The organism is Aliikangiella aequoris, from assembly GCF_053709105.1.
The window spans coordinates 3,214,666-3,233,147 of sequence record NZ_CM132298.1; the positions used below are offsets into that span (position 1 = coordinate 3,214,666).

The 18,482-nt window shown below is 40.5% G+C and carries 12 protein-coding genes; 1 reads left to right on the plus strand and 11 read right to left on the minus strand.

All coding sequences use genetic code 11. From position 1 onward, the window contains the following. Positions 1-288: 288 nt before the first annotated feature. The 5 genes from ACUR5C_RS13955 to ACUR5C_RS13975 form a co-directional block, all read right to left on the minus strand. Positions 289-753 carry a hypothetical protein gene (locus ACUR5C_RS13955; RefSeq protein WP_454465789.1) on the minus strand — a complete coding sequence of 155 codons (465 nt, stop codon included), beginning with the start codon at positions 751-753 and terminating at the stop codon, positions 289-291. A 616-nt stretch (positions 754-1,369) separates the two neighbouring features. Continuing rightward, entirely contained in the window at positions 1,370-1,654 is a 285-nt protein-coding gene (locus ACUR5C_RS13960) for a hypothetical protein (RefSeq protein WP_454465790.1), read from the minus strand. 187 nt (positions 1,655-1,841) lie between these two features. Then, positions 1,842-2,819 carry a transposase gene (locus ACUR5C_RS13965; protein ID WP_454465791.1) on the minus strand — a complete coding sequence of 326 codons (978 nt, stop codon included), beginning with the start codon at positions 2,817-2,819 and terminating at the stop codon, positions 1,842-1,844. A gap of 236 nt (positions 2,820-3,055) precedes the next feature. Further along, positions 3,056-3,484 (minus strand): hypothetical protein, encoded by a 429-nt coding sequence (locus ACUR5C_RS13970; protein ID WP_454465792.1) that lies wholly within the window; start codon positions 3,482-3,484, stop codon positions 3,056-3,058. 2 nt (positions 3,485-3,486) lie between these two features. Next, positions 3,487-4,197 carry a hypothetical protein gene (locus ACUR5C_RS13975; RefSeq protein ID WP_454465793.1) on the minus strand — a complete coding sequence of 237 codons (711 nt, stop codon included), beginning with the start codon at positions 4,195-4,197 and terminating at the stop codon, positions 3,487-3,489. Positions 4,198-5,092: 895 nt separating this feature from the next. On the opposite strand from ACUR5C_RS13975, the gene ACUR5C_RS13980 reads away from it, so the two are divergent. After that, positions 5,093-5,344: a hypothetical protein gene (locus ACUR5C_RS13980; protein WP_454465794.1), complete on the plus strand. Its 252-nt coding sequence runs from the start codon at positions 5,093-5,095 to the stop codon at positions 5,342-5,344. Between the two features lie 82 nt (positions 5,345-5,426). On the opposite strand, the gene tuf is transcribed toward ACUR5C_RS13980, so the two are convergent. From tuf to rpoB, 6 genes are all read right to left on the minus strand, one after another. After that, entirely contained in the window at positions 5,427-6,617 is a 1,191-nt protein-coding gene (gene tuf / locus ACUR5C_RS13985) for an elongation factor Tu (RefSeq protein WP_454465795.1), read from the minus strand. A 47-nt stretch (positions 6,618-6,664) separates the two neighbouring features. Next, positions 6,665-8,752, minus strand: coding sequence for an elongation factor G (fusA, locus tag ACUR5C_RS13990; protein ID WP_454465796.1), 2,088 nt, complete (start codon positions 8,750-8,752; stop codon positions 6,665-6,667). Between the two features lie 46 nt (positions 8,753-8,798). Next, entirely contained in the window at positions 8,799-9,272 is a 474-nt protein-coding gene (gene rpsG / locus ACUR5C_RS13995) for a 30S ribosomal protein S7 (protein WP_454465797.1), read from the minus strand. Positions 9,273-9,474: 202 nt separating this feature from the next. Further along, positions 9,475-9,846 carry a 30S ribosomal protein S12 gene (rpsL, locus tag ACUR5C_RS14000; protein ID WP_142942590.1) on the minus strand — a complete coding sequence of 124 codons (372 nt, stop codon included), beginning with the start codon at positions 9,844-9,846 and terminating at the stop codon, positions 9,475-9,477. A gap of 162 nt (positions 9,847-10,008) precedes the next feature. Continuing rightward, entirely contained in the window at positions 10,009-14,232 is a 4,224-nt protein-coding gene (gene rpoC / locus ACUR5C_RS14005; RefSeq protein WP_454465798.1) for a DNA-directed RNA polymerase subunit beta', read from the minus strand. Positions 14,233-14,310: 78 nt separating this feature from the next. Continuing rightward, entirely contained in the window at positions 14,311-18,381 is a 4,071-nt protein-coding gene (rpoB, locus tag ACUR5C_RS14010) for a DNA-directed RNA polymerase subunit beta (protein WP_454465799.1), read from the minus strand. Positions 18,382-18,482 lie beyond the last annotated feature (101 nt).

Consider the following 18,482-nt stretch of genomic DNA (forward strand, 5'->3'; position numbering starts at 1 on the left):
GCTTTACTTCAACGACAGTAATAAGTATCTTAATCTGCCTTAAGCGGCACAGTGGTAATAAGTGGTTGAAGCTAAATCAGTTATTGAATTGCGAGCGCAAATCATCGTTGACATCCGTTCTGGCTTGATATCCTTTTAAATCAAATAAAAAACTCCAGCCGCCGTCAAGTTTATCTTGAGATGTTTTTTTGAAAAATTTTTAGGTGCTACCTTTTTTGCACATTACTTCTAACATGTTTTCCAATGACGCAATACATCTGACAGCTATTATCTGTGGGCAGACGTTTATCAAATATCTTTCTTTATTTGTTCCAATATATACTTACCCAACTTAGGATTTTGATCTACTAAGTAGATATAATTATTTTCATCGTACAGGATCGTCATTCTATTCCATTCTTTTGCAATTCCTTTTCGCTTGGTTTCAATGTAATTTACTTCACTCTCTTTTGAATGAGATACAATTATAAACTCCATTTTTCCAAGTATATCAATGTCACATAATTCACAATCTTTTCTATTTCCAATTTCGACATTTCCGACCAACACAGTGTTAGACATACAAGCAATCGCACTTTGATACGCAGTCTGAGATGACAATGAGCTATCTAAGACAAGAGTTTTTCCTACCTGACCATTTATCACAATTTCAAACCGTGAAGGCAAAGTTATTTTTGAATCAAACAAATAAACACTAATCAAATTTTTAGTGTTTCCTTTTACTAAAACTACTTCTGTCTCTTTAAGTACCAAAGCTTCAATATCGCAAGATCTTGCGCTGCTAGATTTGGCTTCAGAAACACTGAAATTAAAAAAATGAAAAAAAATAAAGCAAGTCGCATAGCATGAATCGCCAATGTTCTACTCCACATAAAGTTGTCGACTATAAAATCGAAGTATATCTTCTGATTTGTAAGATTCTTTTGAATTACTAATTCGCTTAGGAGAAACAACAGGATATCCATTATCACTCCTGCTTAATACTACAACACCACTACATAAGTTAAAAGCGCCCTTATCTACGATTTATTAGAATAATTTTATCGAATTAGATTCATTCAAGACATATTGCGGTTTATTATCAATTTTCAGGAAACACTAATCCTCAGCAAGGATGATAGGGCGTAATACGAGATGAGAAAAGTAACTTAGCTAACGAAATAATAACCGCAGACCGGCTAGCCGTATTTACTTTAGCTTCATTTCAACAACAGTAATGAGTGCCTCGGTCTGTCTTAAGCGGCACACTGGTAATAGGTGGTTGAAGATAAATCAATAGTTGAATTGCGAGCGCGAGTCATCGTTGAAATCCCTTCTGGTTTGATATCCTTTTAAATCAAACTAATAAAAACTTGCGCCACGGTCAATTTTATCTTGAGATGTTTTTTGAAGTAGTTTGGGGTACCCTTTCTTTTTCATTAATTTCTTTCTCTCTTGATATTGGATACCCCATATTCTTTACCTCTATTACATAACCACAGTAGTCATTTTTAACTAGCGTGCCATAAACTATTACTGCAGAACCATGGAAATGATCGTATTTCTTATCTGCTCCAGCATCAATACATATACTGTTTGCAGTCACAAAGTATTTGAAAGACCAATAATCTAAATACAGAGAGCTGTCCTGTGGCAAGGACAACGGGACATCCATTTCTATTCCTGCTTTATATTACAACACCACACCATAACTTTAAAGCGCTCTTCTTTTCGTTTTATAAGAATAATTTTATCGAATTAGATTCATTCAAGACATATTGCGGTTAAATATTAAATTACGAAAAACACTAACCCTCAGCCAGGCTGATAAAGGTATTACGAGTTGATGAAATGTGATTTAGCTAAAGAAACAATCGCTGACTTGCAGAAAGCCCTTTGACTAATTTTCTTTCTGCTACATCCATAAAATGCGTAATCGCACTAGGAGAGCCAATGACACTGAGTTGCGATAAATCGTCTTTTTGTTTCATCAATGAAACAAACTCATCAGCATGGAGATTAAGTCGGTTTAGTATTGGCGGTGTATCGCTCTCAATATAACCTCGTTTAGTGGGAAGTATCGCGCGGCCTAGCCAGTCAACTAGTTCGATATAGTCTTGTTGAGTTACATTAATCGCATTTTTATTTTTTTGTTTTGATTGGGTGAGTTTAATTAAGGGGATTGGGGTTTGGACTTTGGCTTTTAGTTGTTGTTTAATTCGTTGTTGAATTGAAGTAAAGTCAGACTTTTCTGGCGTCTTAGCCATTTTGGCCCGGATGGGATTTAAATCGACATAACCCATTGCAGTGATTACAGCGGCTTCGTCTAACAGTGGTTGAGATTTGAAGCGTCCTTCCCAGAAACGGCCTTTACATTCATCTTCTTTATTTGCTTCTCTGGCCAAATATTCATTTAAACCGCGCATAAACCAAGAGATATCCATCAGTCGCTCTCGCCATTTTTGAATCATACCTTGCGCTACTTCCGCTATGCCTTGCGCCTGTGGATTTTTAATATACTGCTGTACCACAGGCGGAATCTTATAGAGTCGTTTCCAGCGTCGAATAACGTTGGCTTCACTCCAGCCTTTGGCTTTGTCGTCATCGACTCTAAGCACAAGGTGATAATGGTTTGACATAATGGCGTAACTCGCGACTTCAATGGCGAATGAATCTAATTGAAAGGCTATACGTTCAACTATCCAGCCTCTTCGATGCTCAAAATTCTTTCCAGAGAACATATCTTCGCCACATAAAAATGCGCGCCTAACACAACGAGAGATACAGTGATAATAAGTGGTTGAAGCTAAATCAATTATTGAATTGCGAGCCCGAGTCATCGTTGAAATTCCTTCTAGTTTGATATCCTTTTAAACCAAACTAATAAAAACTCGCGTCGTCGTCAAATTTATCTTGAGATGTTTTTTGAAAAAGTTGTGGGTGTCCCATTTTTTCTCAGCGGGGGCAAGTTTTAACCGGCAGCAGTCAATAAAATTGAATTCAGTTTGTTCGATGATTGAAGGTAAAAACGCCCTCGAAGTGAGGGCGGGATAGGAGGTGGTGTCGGGTTTCATAATCAGCTTTTTACAAAACAATAGTCCATATCAATATTGAAACATAGTCTAACAGCCAACTTTGATTTATTATTTTTGTTGTCGGAAAGAGTTATCCGAGAACTTTTTTCAGCATTAGCAAACCAGTCCATTTTCTTGTTTATACTTCCATTTTTCTGCCGAAAAGAAAAATTAGATAAAACTAAAACCAAACTCGTTCCATCATCAGCCTTTTCCAGTATTTTCCACTCATCTTTTTCAATAACTGTCTTTTCATTATGCAAATATACATGCTCAAAAGATCCATCTTTATAAATCCTGAGCTTATCTATGCTCCCATAATAATCAGCCGAGTATTCTCCAGGAATCTCGCCCTCATTTACTGTATGTTTCGAAGGGGAACACGAACACACGAACAGTAAAATAAGTAAGCCAATTGCAACTCTATTCATTTCTAATATTCCTCTTTCACAGTATAAGTCTGGCTAATCGTCGACCCCGGATACATAACAACACCGATTCCCCAACCTCCTTGAGGCCTTTCGTAAGAAATTTCTCCAAATAATCTTCCAGTCAAAGAGCTTAAACTGCTACTGTTTGATAGCGTATAAGTCAATGTTCGATTTGGGCCACCAATAATTGACTCAACTGTAAATGTTCCTACCAAAGCTCCTGTGGGACTATCCCATGCAATCTGTAATCCTTCAAAGAAAGAAATAGTTTTACCAAAGTTAGTCGCGTTGATCCCCGTCCAATCCGAGCTTTTAGCTAATTGATCTCCGTAATTCTTAAAGAATAATTTTCTAACACGATCAAACTCTGGAGTTTGGCTGAGCCTAAATGATTGGATGGAAGTCTCGTCAAAATCTCTGTGCTCTGGACCTGTGCCAGTGAAATAGTTGAATACAATAGAGAATGCTGTTCCTATCTCACTCAGTTCATCACCAACAGAAAAGTCATCTTCAGAAAGAGCATTTTTCAAACTCAAAGTTGTAACTGAGCTACCTTTGGTTGCTTGAGTTGTTTGTCTTACAGGAAACTTCCCGCCACTAGAATAATCAACTTCATCAGCAGCTCTTGTCTGACTGGTGCTCGACTTCCCTTCACTAACCCCACCACTCGCTACATCCGCACTCCCACCTTTCTCAATAACAAGGACACCCATTTTTATTTCTACCTAATACTACAATATCTTAGCATTGCTTAAAAGCGCAGCTCTCTGCGTTTTATGATAATAACTTTATCGAAGTAGATTCATTCAAGACATATGCCGGTTAGATATTAATTTTCAGAAAACACTAACCCTCAACCAAGAAAATTTTGATTATGAGATGCTAGAAAGCTTAACCTAGCTGACGAAATAATAGTCGCAGACTAGCTGACCGCCCTTTCTTCATTTTCAGTTCATCGACACCCATAATTGACAAACCAAACTCTTCAATTTCATGTGAATATTATTGCGCGTTACCCAATAGGCGCCTACTAATTATTGACAATCAGTTTTATAAAGCATTTGCAGCACGCTTGAAAAGTAACCTTACCGACCGCATATAAAACAGTCGAACTTCACCAAAAGTAGCTAAGACCCAATGCGACACTCTGCACTAATCATCGCTTTTATGACCTTATCCGCATTTTTTAACCATGCGTCACTCGGTCATTTTGTAAGTGTTGCCAATAAACCTTCCACCTACCTTAGCCAAGCTGAAGAGCAAACTTCTCAAATTAAGGCTCAGTTTTTAAGTACCTTTGTGTTGCTAAAGAACATTAAGCCCATACCGAACAAGTTATTTAACCACATACTAGCCAAAAATCTTCAACTACTAAGTAATAGCTGCAGACTATTTGTTACTAACACATTATCAAGCTTAATAAAAAAACGCTTTAACTTATCTTATAGTGAAACAAAAGCAGACTTTATAAAACAACTTATTCAACTCACACTTAAAAATAACCCGCACTATATCCACACATTCATTTAAGTTTTAAATTTCTTTATTTATTAACGGCGCTAGAAATTAATTCTAGCTTGCGAATAACTTAAATTTAATAGGTGACTTATGTTAGCGGATAGCTGGAGTTTTTTAGATCCTCTACAACCTTGGATAGCGTATTTAGGGCTTATATTTACTTTTGTGAGACTGTACCGGTGGTCTAAAAACAAAAAGACCGGCGCTTTTATTATTGGCATGTTACTGCAAATGGTATTGCCCGATCCGAAAGTAGAACAAACAATAGAAATAGTGCAAGAACAAAAAGAGTGTAAAAAACAACAAACGAATAATGATTTAAAATTAAAACAAAAAAAATAGATCTTTAGAAGTTTTTTATTATTCTCAATAAAAAAGGCGTCCAACGGACGCCTTTTTCAGTACTTTGAGTTTTACTTAATAATTAAGCAAAAATCTTAGCAACAACACCAGCACCTACGGTACGGCCACCTTCACGGATAGCGAAGCGTAAACCTTCGTCCATCGCGATTGGTGCGATTAACTCAATAACCATTTTAATGTTGTCACCAGGCATAACCATTTCTACGCCTTCTGGAAGTTCACAAGCACCTGTTACGTCAGTTGTACGGAAGTAGAACTGTGGACGGTAACCTTTAAAGAATGGCGTATGACGACCACCTTCATCTTTGCTTAAGATATAAACTTCTGCTTCAAACTTAGTGTGCGGAGTGATTGAACCTGGCTTCGCTAATACTTGACCACGCTCTACATCTTCACGCTTTGTTCCACGTAATAAAATACCAACGTTGTCACCTGCGCGACCTTCGTCTAGTAACTTACGGAACATTTCAACACCAGTAACCGTTGTCTTGGTTGTATCTTTGATACCTACAATCTCAACTTCTTCACCAACGTTTACGATACCTTTCTCAATACGACCCGTTACTACCGTTCCACGTCCTGAGATTGAGAATACATCTTCAATCGGCATGATGAAATCACGGTCAATGTCACGCTCTGGCTCTGGAATGTAAGAATCTAACGCTGCCGCTAATTCTAAAATCGCTTCCTTACCTAATTTACCTTCATCGCCTTCTAATGCTTTTAAAGCACTACCTTGGATGATTGGCGTGTCGTCGCCTGGGAATTCGTAAGCGTCTAGTAACTCACGGATTTCCATTTCTACTAGCTCTAATAATTCTTCGTCATCAACCATGTCGCATTTGTTCATAAATACAACAATCTTTGGTACACCAACCTGACGTGATAATAGAATGTGCTCACGCGTTTGTGGCATAGGGCCATCTGCTGCTGAACATACTAAGATTGCGCCGTCCATTTGAGCAGCACCAGTGATCATGTTTTTAACATAGTCAGCATGTCCTGGGCAGTCAACGTGAGCGTAGTGACGCCCTTCTGTTTCGTACTCTACGTGAGAAGTTGAGATGGTGATACCACGCTCTTTTTCTTCTGGTGCATTGTCGATTTCTGCGAAATTCTTCGCAGCGCCACCGAAAGCTGCTGACAAAACAGTACACATTGCTGCAGTTAAAGTGGTTTTACCATGGTCAACGTGGCCGATTGTTCCAACGTTAACATGGGGTTTGGTGCGTTCAAATTTTTCTTTTGACATTACCTTTTCCTCGTTGAATTGAATAGTAAAATTAAAATTATTAAAACTTAATAATGCATTGTCTCTGAAACACTAGCAGGCGCTTCAGCGTATTTTTTAAATTCCATAGAATAGCTCGCTCGTCCTTGCGTAGCACTACGCATAGCCGTGGCGTAACCAAACATTTCTCCTAGTGGGACTTCAGCTCGTATCACTTTTCCAGAAGGATTATCATCCATTCCTAAAACGTTTCCACGGCGGCGATTTAAGTCACCCATTACATCGCCCATATATTCTTCTGGCGTAACCACTTCTACAGACATAATTGGCTCTAATAAAACCGGATTAGCCTCTAAAGCAGCGTTCCTAAAACCCATTGAGCCAGCAATTTTAAATGCCATTTCATTTGAGTCTACATCGTGGAAAGAGCCATCGAACAATGTGACTTTAACATCGACCATAGGATAGCCAGAAAACACACCTTGTTGCATGGCTTCTAAACACCCTTTATCGACAGCAGGAATAAATTCCTTTGGTACGGTTCCGCCTACGATTTCATTTACAAATTCGTAGCCTTCACCAGACTCTTTAGGCTCTACTTTTAACCAAACATGTCCATATTGTCCTTTACCACCAGATTGGCGTACAAACTTGCCTTCAGCTTTTACAGACTTTTTAATGGTTTCACGATAAGCCACTTGTGGTTTACCAATATTGGCATCCACTTTAAATTCTCTTCGCATGCGGTCAACAATAATATCTAAGTGTAATTCACCCATGCCTGATATAATTGTTTGCCCTGACTCTTCATCACTAGCCACTCTAAACGATGGATCTTCTTGTGCTAATTTACTCAGAGCAATACCCATTTTTTCTTGGTCGGGTTTAGTTCTTGGCTCTACAGCAACGGAAATAACCGGCTCTGGAAATTCCATTCTTTCTAATATAATCGGCTTATGCGAGTCACAAAAAGTATCCCCAGTGGTAACTTCTTTTAAACCAATACCTGCGGCAATATCGCCCGCATAAACTTCTTTAACTTCTTCGCGCGAGTTAGAGTGCATTTGTACGATTCGACCTACTCGCTCTTTCTTACCCTTGACCGAGTTATAGATTTGGTCGCCAGTTTTTAATACACCTGAGTACACTCTAAAGAAAGTCAAAGTCCCAACAAAAGGATCAGTTGCAATCTTAAACGCTAACGCGGCAAATGGCGCATTGTCTTCTGGTGGTCTGGATTCTTCGGTTTCACCGTCGGCCATAATTCCAGTAATCGGCGGCACGTCAACAGGCGACGGCATAAACTCAACAACAGCGTCTAGCACTGCTTGAACGCCTTTATTCTTAAACGCACTACCACAGGTAGCGACAACAATCTCGTTGCTTAAGGTTCTGGCACGTAGGCCTTGCTTAATTTCGTCTTCAGTTAAGTCACCGCTTTCTAGGTACTTATCCATCAGCTCGTCATTAGCTTCCGCCGCAGCTTCTAACATTCTTTCGCGCCAAGTTTCACATTCAGATTGCATTTCTGAAGGAATTTCGGCGTACTCAAAGGTCATACCACGGTCTTCTTCATTCCAGAAAATCGCCTTCATTTTAATAAGGTCGATTACTCCGGTAAATTCTTCTTCTGCACCAATTGGCAATTGAATTGGAACAGGATGAGAACCTAAACGATTCTCTATTTGATCAATTACACGCAAAAAGTTTGCGCCGGCTCGATCCATTTTATTAACAAATACCATTCTAGGTACATGGTACTTATTAGCTTGTCGCCAGACAGTTTCAGACTGAGGCTCTACCCCAGAAGAACCGCAAAAAACGACTACCGCACCGTCTAGCACTCGCAAAGATCGCTCAACCTCAATGGTGAAGTCAACGTGTCCAGGGGTGTCTATAATATTAATGCGATGACTTTCAAACTGGCCCTGCATACCACGCCAAAATGTCGTGGTAGCAGCCGAGGTAATGGTAATGCCGCGCTCTTGCTCTTGTTCCATCCAGTCCATGGTGGCTGCGCCATCATGAACCTCACCAATCTTATGCGATAAACCGGTATAAAAAAGTACTCGCTCAGTTGTCGTGGTTTTACCCGCGTCAACGTGCGCTACTATTCCGATATTGCGATAAAGACCGATTGGAGTACTGCGTGGCATTTATTTCCCCTTAAACCATTTTATCACTGACAAGTCAGTTGCTCGCTTACCAACGGTAATGAGCAAATGCTTTGTTAGCTTCAGCCATACGATGAACATCTTCACGTTTCTTAACACATGAACCACGATTTTCGATAGCATCTAATAATTCACCAGCTAAACGTGCATCCATTGATTTTTCGCCACGCTTACGAGCGCCGTCAACCAACCAACGCATTGCTAAAGCAGTTTGACGTGAAGGGCGTACTTCTACAGGTACTTGATATGTAGAACCACCAACACGGCGAGACTTAACTTCAACTAGCGGCTTAATTTTATCTAAACCTTCTTCAAATACAGGTAGCGCATCATCAATGCTTTTCTTTTCTTTGATAATGTCTAATGCACTGTATACAATTTTTTCTGCAACAGATTTCTTTCCATCAACCATTAAGATATTGATGAATTTAGCTAATAGCTCACTTCCAAACTTAGGATCTGGTAAGATCTCACGTTTGGCGACTACGCGTCTTCTTGGCATAATAAATTTTCCTATGTGTTACTTCAGGTTTAACCAGGACATGTGCCCGGACCTTACTCACATCACTAAGGGATGTCGTTCTACATTCAACTCAGTGGTTTCCCCAAATCCATTGCAGACTTGGGAGAATACTGTCGGTTAGCTGAATGTCAATAATTTGAATTGATTACTCAATTCGGTCTTGTTCAATAAACTCGAAAGCTTATTTTGGTCGCTTTGCACCGTACTTAGAGCGGCCTTGTTTACGATCTTTCACTCCAGCCAAGTCAAGATTACCGCGAACGCAGTGATAACGAACACCCGGAAGATCTTTAACACGACCTCCACGAATCATTACAACACTATGCTCTTGTAAGTTATGACCTTCACCACCAATGTAAGATGTTACTTCAAATCCGTTAGTTAAACGAACACGAGCAACTTTACGAAGTGCTGAATTAGGCTTTTTAGGAGTGGTAGTGTAAACACGAGTACAAACACCACGCTTTTGCGGATTAGCTTCTAGCGCAGGTACGTTACTCTTTTGGACCACTTTTTTACGCGGTTTGCGTACCAACTGATTAATAGTTGACATTGTTTACAATAACTCCAGCTTTTTTACAAAATAATTTCCCTGATTCCTTCGATACAATATGCAACCCAAGTATCAGGGTGCGGCATTGTAATGGTCAGTACCAGAGAAGTCAAGATGATGACTGCACATTTATTGTGCAAAGGTACAGTCACCAAATTCGGTTTATGCGTCGTCGCTCTCTAAATCTGAAGAACTTAGTGCATCGCTTAACGCCTTTTCAGCGTCTTCTGCAGATACAGTCTCTTCAATTTCGAAGCTAACTTCGCCTGATAAGCGCTTACGGCGCTCTTCGTGGTAAGTCAAACCAGTTCCCGCAGGAATCAATCGACCTACAATTACGTTTTCTTTTAAGCCTGATAAGCGATCTTGCTTACCACTAACCGCTGCTTCAGTTAATACCCGAGTAGTTTCCTGGAACGATGCCGCAGAAACAAAAGACTCAGTCGCTAATGACGCTTTGGTAATACCCATTAAGACACGTTCAAATTGAACCGGCTCTTTGCCTTCAGCAATTAACTTGTCATTAATATCGAGGACTCGGGTGTACTCCATTTGTTCGCCTTTAAGCAATAAGCTATCACCTGGATTAGAGATGATTACTTTACGCAACATTTGACGAACGATACTTTCAATGTGCTTATCGTTGATTTTTACACCTTGTAAGCGGTAAACATCTTGAACTTCGTTCGTAATGTAATTAGCTAAAGCACTAACCCCTTTAAGACGTAAAATATCATGCGGGTTGTCGGCACCATCTGATACAACTTCACCCTTTTCTACTTTTTCACCTTCAAACACGTTAAAGTGACGCCATTTATGAATAAGCTCTTCATATGCATCACCCTCTTGAGGTGTGATCACTAAACGACGCTTACCTTTAGTTTCCTTACCAAAACTAACCGTACCAGAGATTTCCGCCAAGATGGCAGGCTCTTTTGGCTTACGCGCTTCAAATAAGTCAGCAACTCGCGGAAGACCACCAGTGATATCACCAGTTTTCGAACCTTCTTGTGGAATACGAGCAATCGCTGTACCAACGCCTACTTGAGTACCATCTTCAATACTAACAATTGCGTTAGTCGGCAAGGTGTACTGAGCCGGCATGTTAGTGTTTGGTATCATTAACTCTTCGCCTTTATCGTCGAACAGCTTAACCATAGGACGTAAATCATTGGCTTTAGTACCAGAACGTTTAGATTCGGTAATAACTAATGAGCTCAAACCGGTTAATTCGTCAGTTTGACGTGACATATTAACCCCTTCCACTACGTCTTGCAGACGGATAGTACCGGCAATTTCCGTAATGATAGGATGTGTATGTGGGTCCCAGTTAGCAACGATTTGGCCACCAACAACTTTATCGCCATCGCTGACTTCTAGTACCGAGCCATAAGGAACTTTATAGCGCTCACGCTCGCGACCAAACTCGTCAAGTAGCGTTAGTTCGGTTGAACGCGAAACAATAACGAGTTTGTTATCATCGCGGGTTACATATTTTGCGTTATGAAGTTTTAATGTACCGTCATTCTTAATTTGAACGTTATTTTCAGCACTTTGACGCGACGCCGCCCCACCAATATGGAAAGTACGCATGGTTAGCTGTGTACCAGGCTCACCAATCGACTGTGCAGCAATTACCCCAACCGCTTCACCAATATTAATTCGGTGACCACGCGCTAAATCACGACCGTAACATTGTGAACAAACGCCTTGACGCGTGTCACAAGAAATAACAGAGCGAACAACAACTTGGTCAACACTGTTTGCTTCTAATGTTTCAACCCACTGCTCATCAAGTAAAGTACCTGCCTCACAAATCACTTCGTCAGTACCAGGCTTGTAAATATGCTCTGCGTTAACTCGACCTAAAACGCGCTCACGCAGTGGCTCAACAACGTCACCGCCTTCAATTAGCGGAGTCATCACAAGACCATTTTCAGTGCCACAATCAACTTCAGTAACAACTAAATCTTGAGCAACATCAACAAGACGGCGAGTTAAGTAACCTGAGTTTGCTGTTTTCAATGCCGTATCAGCCAAACCTTTACGCGCACCATGGGTAGAAATAAAGTATTCTAGTACGGTTAGTCCTTCACGGAAGTTTGCCTTAATCGGGCTTTCAATGATTGAACCATCTGGTTTTGCCATCAAGCCACGCATACCTGCTAGCTGTCTAATCTGCGCTGCACTACCACGAGCACCAGAGTCAGCCATCATATAAATTGAGTTAAATGACTCTTGTTTAACGGTTTCACCTTGAGCATCTACAACTTCTTCTGAACTAAGGTTATCCATCATGGCTTTAGCAACCGTTTCATTGGTGTGCGACCAAATATCAACTACTTTGTTGTAACGCTCACCGTGAGTCACTAAACCAGAAGCAAATTGCTCTTCAATTTCGCGAACTTCTTGCTCAGCCGCGTCAATGATGGTGCGTTTTTCATCTGGAATAACCATATCGTCGATGCCTACTGATGCACCAGATAAAGTTGCGTAATTAAAACCGGTATACATTAATTGGTCAGCAAAAATAACTGTCTCTTTTAGACCAAGGCGACGGTAAGCTTGGTTAACCAAGTTAGAAATCGCTTTCTTAGTCATCTTTTGATTAACTAGCTCAAAAGGTAAACCTTTAGGCACTACTTCAAATAAAAGTGAACGACCAATGGTGGTATCAACCAACGTCGTTTTTTCGGTTGAAACGCCTTCTTCGCTTATTTCAGTTTCTGTCATACGAACTTTTACTTTTGCATGCAGACCAGCTTGGCCATTGCGGTAAGCACGTAGAGCTTCAGCGGTATCGGCAAAAACCATACCTTCACCGGTAACATTAACTTTTTCACGAGTTAAGTAATATAAACCTAATACAACATCTTGCGTAGGTACAATAATCGGCTCACCATTGGCAGGCGAAAGAACATTGTTAGTCGCCATCATTAGTGCGCGAGACTCAAGTTGCGCTTCAATAGTTAATGGAACGTGAACCGCCATTTGGTCACCATCGAAGTCAGCGTTGTAAGCGACACAAACCAATGGGTGTAACTGAATCGCTTTACCTTCAATAAGCACAGGCTCAAACGCTTGGATACCTAGTCTGTGAAGTGTAGGTGCACGGTTTAATAACACCGGATGCTCACGAATAACTTCTTCTAAAATATCCCAAACAACGGGTTCTTCGCGCTCAACCATTTTCTTAGCCGCTTTAATCGTAGTCGCTAAACCACGTAGCTCTAATTTACCAAAAATAAATGGTTTAAATAGCTCTAATGCCATCTTTTTAGGTAAACCACATTGATGCAAGCGTAAAGTAGGCCCAACAACAATAACCGAACGACCAGAGTAATCAACACGCTTACCTAGTAGGTTTTGACGGAAACGACCTTGCTTACCTTTGATCATGTCTGCCAAAGATTTTAATGGGCGTTTGTTAGAACCCGTAATCGCTCTACCACGACGGCCGTTATCAAGTAATGCGTCAACCGCTTCTTGTAACATACGTTTTTCGTTACGTACGATAATGTCTGGTGCATTCAGATCTAAGAGTCGCTTTAAGCGGTTATTACGGTTAATAACACGACGATATAGGTCGTTAAGATCAGAAGTAGCAAAACGTCCGCCATCGAGTGGTACGAGTGGACGTAAATCAGGTGGTAAGACAGGCAATACTGTCATAATCATCCACTCAGGCTTATTACCAGACTCAATAAATGCTTCTAATAATTTAAGGCGCTTAGTAAATTTCTTTAATTTAGTTTCAGAGTTAGTGTTAGGGATCTCTTCACGGATCGCTTTAGCTTCCTCTTCAATATTAATTTGATTTAGCAAAGTCATGACTGCTTCTGCACCCATTTTTGCGTCAAACTCATCACCAAATTCTTCTAATGCGTCTAGGTATGTTTCTTCGCTTAATAGCTGACCACGCTCTAACGTTGTCATGCCTGGCTCGGTAACGACAAACGCTTCAAAATAGAGAACTCGCTCAATATCACGTAAAGTCATATCCATTAGCAAACCAATACGCGAGGGTAATGATTTTAAAAACCAAATATGTGCCACAGGACAAGCTAAATCAATGTGCCCCATGCGCTCACGTCTTACTTTAGCTAACGCAACTTCAACACCACACTTTTCACAAATAACACCGCGATGCTTTAAACGCTTGTACTTACCGCAAAGACATTCGTAGTCTTTTACTGGCCCAAATATTTTTGCACAAAATAAACCGTCTCTTTCTGGCTTGAAAGTTCGATAGTTGATGGTTTCCGGCTTTTTAACTTCACCAAAAGACCATGAACGGATCATTTCTGGTGACGCTAATCCAATTCGAATGGCATCGAATTCTTCAGTTTGATTTTGCTGTTTTATAAAGTTTAGTAAATCTTTCAACTTTCTCTCCTCCCGGAGTTAATAAAAACTGATGGTTAGGCGCTCGCACTAAGGTGCGAGCATCTCCGCTGTATTAGATTAGCTATCTAGCTCTAGCTCGATATTAATACCGAGTGAGCGTATCTCTTTCACTAATACGTTAAAGGATTCAGGCATACCTGGATCCATGCGGTGATCACCGTCTACAATATTCTTGTACATACGGGTTCTACCATTAACATCATCAGACTTAACCGTCAGCATTTCTTGAAGCGTATAAGTAGCACCATATGCTTCTAGTGCCCATACCTCCATCTCTCCGAAACGCTGTCCACCAAATTGTGCTTTACCACCTAATGGCTGTTGTGTAACCAAGCTATAAGAACCAGTTGAACGAGCATGCATTTTGTCATCTACTAAGTGATTCAGTTTTAACATATACATGTAGCCAACAGTTACTGGACGCTCAAAACGGTCACCCGTTCTACCGTCAAACAACCATGACTGCCCTGAGCTAAGCGCACCAGATAATTCTAGTAAATGCTTAATCTCTGATTCTTTAGCGCCATCAAATACTGGCGTGCCCATTGGAACACCGCCTTTTAGATTGTTCGCCATATTGGTAATTTCTTGGTCTGTCATAGAGTCTAAATCAACCGTTTTTTCTTCACGGTGGTTATAAACTTTATCTAAGAACTCACGTAACTCTTGAACGCTACGCTGCTCTTCAATCATGTCGTCAATCTTACGACCTAATCCTTTAGCAGCCCAACCCAAGTGAGTTTCTAGAATTTGACCAATATTCATGCGCGACGGAACACCTAGTGGGTTTAATACGATATCTACCGCTTCACCATTTTCTAGATGTGGCATATCTTCAACCGGAACAATGTTAGAGATAACACCCTTATTTCCGTGACGACCCGCCATTTTGTCACCTGGCTGAATACGACGTTTAACCGCCATATACACTTTAACTACTTTAAGTACGCCCGGCGCTAAGTCATCACCTTGAGTGATTTTAACTCGCTTAATTTCAAGCTTTTTGTCGTACTCTTTCTTTTGCTCTTCTAGATTTTCAGCTAAAGCTTCAATTTGCGTTTGTAGCTCTTCGTCACGTAATTGAACATCTAACCACTGGTCAGCGCCAATCTCTTGCAAGTAAGCTTCGTCTAATTTAGTGCCTTTCTTAAGCTTATTAGGGCCTTTTTCAGCAACCGCGCCATTTAATATTTTAAATGCTCGACTTTGAATATTGCCTTTTAGAATTGCAAGTTCGTCATTTAAGTCTTTACGAACACGAGCGATTTCGCTGGCTTCAATATCCATAGCGCGTGCGTCTTTTTCAACACCATCGCGAGTGAATACTTGAACATCAATGACTGTACCAACAGTACCCGAAGAAACGCGCAACGAAGTATCTTTAACGTCGCTGGCTTTTTCACCAAATATTGCTCTTAAAAGTTTTTCTTCTGGCGTAAGCTGAGTTTCGCCTTTAGGAGTAACTTTACCAACTAAAATATCACCCGCTTTGACTTCAGCTCCAACATAAACAATACCTGACTCGTCTAGTTTAGCTAACGCACTTTCACCAACATTAGGAATATCAGCAGTAATTTCTTCTGAACCTAATTTAGTATCACGCGCGATACAAGTAAGCTCTTGAATATGGATACTTGTGAATCGATCTTCTTTCACGACATTTTCAGAAATTAGGATCGAATCCTCAAAGTTATAACCATTCCACGGCATGAAAGCGATTTTCATGTTTTGGCCAAGTGCTAACTCACCTAAGTCAGTAGATGGGCCATCGGCCAATACGTCGCCGCGACCAATTTCGTCGCCAACACTAACGATTGGACGTTGGTTTATACAAGTGTTTTGGTTTGAACGGGTGTATTTAGTTAAGTTATAAATATCAACCCCAGCTTCACCACCAATAGTTTCGTCGTCGTTAACACGCACAACAATTCGGCTGGCGTCTACAAACTCAATGGTACCACCACGTTTTGCAGAAACAGTCACACCAGAGTCTACTGCTACAGTACGCTCCATACCTGTTCCAACTAACGGCTTATCAGCGCGTAACGTAGGTACTGCTTGACGTTGCATGTTTGAGCCCATGAGTGCACGGTTAGCATCATCATGCTCAAGGAATGGAATCATAGAGGCTGCAACCGATACAATCTGTTGCGGCGAAACATCCATATATTCAACTTGGTCGGCAGTAGTTAAAGTAAACTCTCCCATGTGACGGCAAGAGATAAGATCTTCGACCATTTGTCCATTATCATCTAACAGTACATTTGCCTGTGCGATGTGGAATTTACCTTCGTCAATTGCAGAAAGGTAATCAATTTGTTCGGTCACTTTACCATTATCAACTCGACGATAAGGCGTTTCCAAAAAGCCGTAATCGTTAGTTCGAGCGTAACACGACAAGGAGTTAATCAAACCAATGTTTGGACCCTCTGGCGTTTCGATTGGACACACTCGACCATAGTGAGTGGGATGTACGTCACGGACTTCAAAGCCAGCGCGTTCACGAGTCAAACCACCAGGGCCTAATGCAGAAACACGACGCTTATGCGTGATTTCTGATAGTGGGTTATTTTGATCCATAAATTGAGACAATTGGCTTGAGCCAAAAAACTCTTTAATCGCTGCAGAAACTGGTTTTGCGTTGATTAAATCTTGTGGCATCAAGTTATCCGCTTCTGCCATGCTTAATCTTTCTTTAACAGCACGCTCAACTCGAACTAAACCAACTCTAAATTGGTTCTCGGCCATTTCGCCAACACTACGGATACGTCTGTTACCTAAATGGTCGATATCGTCAACAACACCTTTACCATTGCGAATATCGAGTAAGGTATTTACTACATCAATAATGTCTTGTTTAGACAAAGTGCCTTCGCCTTCGTCTGTGCCGCGTCCAACTCGACGATTGAACTTCATACGACCAACACGTGACAAGTCGTAACGCTCTTCAGTGAAGAATAAATTCTCAAATAAAGTTTCAGCTGAGTCTTTAGTTGGTGGCTCACCTGGGCGCATCATGCGATAAATTTCGATTAGCGCTTCTAAAGCAGTAGTCGAAGGATCAATTCGCAATGTATCAGAAATATAAGGGCCACAATCTAAGTCATTTGTGTAAAGCGTTTCAAAGCGCCCTACTTCAGCTTCTTTAATTTTCTCTAATAACTCTTCAGTAACTTCTGTATTAGCAGCAATTAATATTTCGCCAGTTTCTTTGTCGATAATATCTTTAGCAATCGCTTTACCAATTAAGTAATCGGCAGGAACTTCAATTTTATTAATGCCAGCTTTTTCTAAGTCTTTGATATGGCGCACAGTGACACGACGGCCAGCTTCAACCATAACTTTTCCGCGCTTTCCTTTAATATCGAAGCTCGCAATTTCGCCACGAAGTCTTTCAGGAATAAGATCTAATGTAATAACACCTTCTTTATCTACTTCTAAAGTGTCATTTTCATAGAACATTTCTAACATTTCAGGCGTAGTGTAACCTAAAGCTCTTAATAAAATAGTTGCAGGCAACTTACGGCGTCTGTCAATACGAACAAACAAGCAGTCTTTAGGATCAAATTCAAAGTCTAACCACGATCCACGGTAAGGAATAACGCGCGCGTTATACAATAATTTACCAGATGAATGCGTCTTACCTTTATCTGAATCGAAGAATACACCAGGGCTACGATGTAACTGAGAAACAATTACTCGCTCAGTACCGTTAATTACAAAGGTACCGTTGTCGGTCATGAGCGGCATTTCACCCATATAAACTTCTTGCTCACGAACCTCTTTGACCTGTTTGTTTTTACTTTCTTTATCGTAAATAACCAAACGGATTTTTACCCGTAATGATGCTGAGTATGTCACGCTTCGAATCTGACACTCTTTCACATCAAATACTGGCTCACCTAAAGAGTAACTAATATACTCTAAAGCAGCAGATCCAGAATAGCTCGAAATTGGGAATACCGATTTAAAGGCTTTTTCCAAACCCGAATCGACAATATCGGCTTCATTTAAAAATGAACGATATGAATCCAATTGAATTGCCAACAAATAAGGGACGTCTAAAACTCTCTTATTCAGACCAAAATCCTTACGGATTCGTTTTTTCTCAGTATATGAATATGCCATCTGGGCTCCTCAGTTAGCTTTCATTCATGCTATATAATCAATTCTTGATACGGCGAAATTGACTATCAACGTGCTTCAAAACTTTAAACTAAATAAACTGC

Bases quoted from the DNA above. Each gene is read 5' to 3' on its own strand.
- ACUR5C_RS13960 (WP_454465790.1), bottom strand. From the start codon at position 1,654: ATGGATGTCCCGTTGTCCTTGCCACAGGACAGCTCTCTGTATTTAGAT.
- ACUR5C_RS13965 (WP_454465791.1), bottom strand. From the start codon at position 2,819: ATGACTCGGGCTCGCAATTCAATAATTGATTTAGCTTCAACCACTTAT.
- ACUR5C_RS13970 (WP_454465792.1), bottom strand. From the start codon at position 3,484: ATGAATAGAGTTGCAATTGGCTTACTTATTTTACTGTTCGTGTGTTCG.
- ACUR5C_RS13975 (WP_454465793.1), bottom strand. From the start codon at position 4,197: ATGGGTGTCCTTGTTATTGAGAAAGGTGGGAGTGCGGATGTAGCGAGT.
- ACUR5C_RS13980 (WP_454465794.1), top strand. From the start codon at position 5,093: ATGTTAGCGGATAGCTGGAGTTTTTTAGATCCTCTACAACCTTGGATA.
- tuf (WP_454465795.1), bottom strand. From the start codon at position 6,617: ATGTCAAAAGAAAAATTTGAACGCACCAAACCCCATGTTAACGTTGGA.
- fusA (WP_454465796.1), bottom strand. From the start codon at position 8,752: ATGCCACGCAGTACTCCAATCGGTCTTTATCGCAATATCGGAATAGTA.
- rpsG (WP_454465797.1), bottom strand. From the start codon at position 9,272: ATGCCAAGAAGACGCGTAGTCGCCAAACGTGAGATCTTACCAGATCCT.
- rpsL (WP_142942590.1), bottom strand. From the start codon at position 9,846: ATGTCAACTATTAATCAGTTGGTACGCAAACCGCGTAAAAAAGTGGTC.
- rpoB (WP_454465799.1), bottom strand. From the start codon at position 18,381: ATGGCATATTCATATACTGAGAAAAAACGAATCCGTAAGGATTTTGGT.